This is a genomic window from Paenibacillus sp. VTT E-133280, assembly GCF_002264385.1.
GTDB lineage: Bacteria > Bacillota > Bacilli > Paenibacillales > Paenibacillaceae > Paenibacillus_AQ > Paenibacillus_AQ nitricinens.
Genome location: NZ_NFUX01000147.1, coordinates 1 through 2,415, shown reverse-complemented (window position 1 = coordinate 2,415; position 2,415 = coordinate 1). Strand labels below are relative to the sequence as shown.

The 2,415-nt window shown below is 53.2% G+C and carries 1 rRNA gene; it reads right to left on the bottom strand.

The features are described 5' to 3' along the window. Window positions 1-2,415 (bottom strand): 23S ribosomal RNA (locus CA600_RS30470); the annotation flags it as partial.

The following is a 2,415-nucleotide window of genomic DNA, read 5'->3' as shown; positions in this document are numbered from 1 at the left end:
TGCACCAGCGGTACGTCCATCCCGGTCCTCTCGTACTAAGGACAGCTCCTCTCAAATTTCCTGCGCCCACGACAGATAGGGACCGAACTGTCTCACGACGTTCTGAACCCAGCTCGCGTACCGCTTTAATGGGCGAACAGCCCAACCCTTGGGACCTACTTCAGCCCCAGGATGCGATGAGCCGACATCGAGGTGCCAAACCTCCCCGTCGATGTGGACTCTTGGGGGAGATAAGCCTGTTATCCCCAGGGTAGCTTTTATCCGTTGAGCGATGGCCCTTCCATGCGGTACCACCGGATCACTAAGTCCGACTTTCGTCCCTGCTCGACTTGTAGGTCTCGCAGTCAAGCTCCCTTATGCCTTTGCACTCTTCGAATGATTTCCAACCATTCTGAGGGAACCTTGGAACGCCTCCGTTACTCTTTAGGAGGCGACCGCCCCAGTCAAACTGCCCGCCTGACACGGTCCCCGTACCGGATTACGGTACTAGGTTAGAACCTAGATACGATCAGGGTGGTATCCCAACGGCGCCTCCACCGAAGCTTGCGCTCCGATTTCTACGGCTCCCACCTATCCTGTACAGATCGTACCCAAATTCAATATCAAGCTGCAGTAAAGCTCCATGGGGTCTTTCCGTCTTGTCGCGGGTAACCTGCATCTTCACAGGTATTAAAATTTCACCGGATCTCTCGTTGAGACAGCGCCCAAGTCGTTACGCCATTCGTGCGGGTCAGAATTTACCTGACAAGGAATTTCGCTACCTTAGGACCGTTATAGTTACGGCCGCCGTTTACTGGGGCTTCGGTTCATAGCTTCGGGTTACCCCTAACCACTCCCCTTAACCTTCCAGCACCGGGCAGGCGTCAGCCCGTATACTTCGCCTTGCGGCTTCGCACAGACCTGTGTTTTTGCTAAACAGTCGCTTGGGCCTTTTCACTGCGGCCCCCTCGTGCTATTCACACTACCGGGGCACCCCTTCTCCCGAAGTTACGGGGTCATTTTGCCGAGTTCCTTAACGAGAGTTCTTCCGCGCGCCTTAGAATTCTCTTCTCGCCTACCTGTGTCGGTTTGCGGTACGGGCACCTTCTCCTGGCTAGAGGCTTTTCTTGGCAGTGTGAGATCATGACCTTCGCTACTGTAATTTTCGCTCCCCATCACAGCCCAGCCTTAATGATGTGCGGATTTGCCTACACATCAGCCTCACTGCTTAGACGGACATATCCATCAGTCCGCGTCACTACCCTCCTGCGTCACCCCATCGCTCATAGCGGATTACGGTGGTACAGTAATTTCAAACTGTTGTCCTTCGACTACGCCTTTCGGCCTCGCCTTAGGTCCCGACTTACCCTGAGCGGACGAGCCTTCCTCAGGAAACCTTGGGCTTTCGGCGGATCAGATTCTCACTGATCTTTTCGTTACTCATACCGGCATTCTCACTTGTATGCTGTCCAGCGCTCCTTACGGTACACCTTCAACCCACATACAACGCTCCCCTACCCCAGATACATACGTATCTAGCCATAGCTTCGGTGGTGTGTTTAGCCCCGTTACATTTTCGGCGCAGAGTCACTCGACCAGTGAGCTATTACGCACTCTTTCAATGGTGGCTGCTTCTAAGCCAACATCCTGGTTGTCTGTGCAACTCCACATCCTTTCCCACTTAACACACACTTGGGGACCTTAGCTGATGGTCTGGGCTGTTTCCCTTTTGACAATGGATCTTAGCACTCACTGTCTGACTCCCGGCAATAAGTATATGGCATTCGGAGTTTGACTGAGCTTGGTAATCCTTGCGGACCCCGCACCCAATCAGTGCTCTACCTCCACTACTCTTATACCGAGGCTAGCCCTAAAGCTATTTCGGGGAGAACCAGCTATCTCCGAGTTCGATTGGAATTTCTCCGCTACCCCCACCTCATCCCCGCATTTTTCAACATGCGTGGGTTCGGGCCTCCAGTGCGTGTTACCGCACCTTCACCCTGGACAGGGGTAGATCACACGGTTTCGGGTCTACGTCCACATACTAAATCGCCCTATTCAGACTCGCTTTCGCTGCGGCTCCGTCTTCTCGACTTAACCTTGCATGTTAAACGTAACTCGCCGGTTCATTCTACAAAAGGCACGCCATCACCCATTAATAGGGCTCTGACTTTTTGTAAGCACACGGTTTCAGGTTCTATTTCACTCCCCTTCCGGGGTGCTTTTCACCTTTCCCTCACGGTACTGTTTCACTATCGGTCGCCAGGTAGTATTTAGCCTTAGCAGATGGTCCTGCTGGATTCATACGGGGTTTCACGTGCCCCGCACTACTCGGGATCCGTCTCGGAGAGAACACAGTTTAGGCTACAGGGCTTTTACCTCTATCGCGGGCCTTTCCAGACCTCTTCGCCTACCATATTCCTTTGTAACTCCATG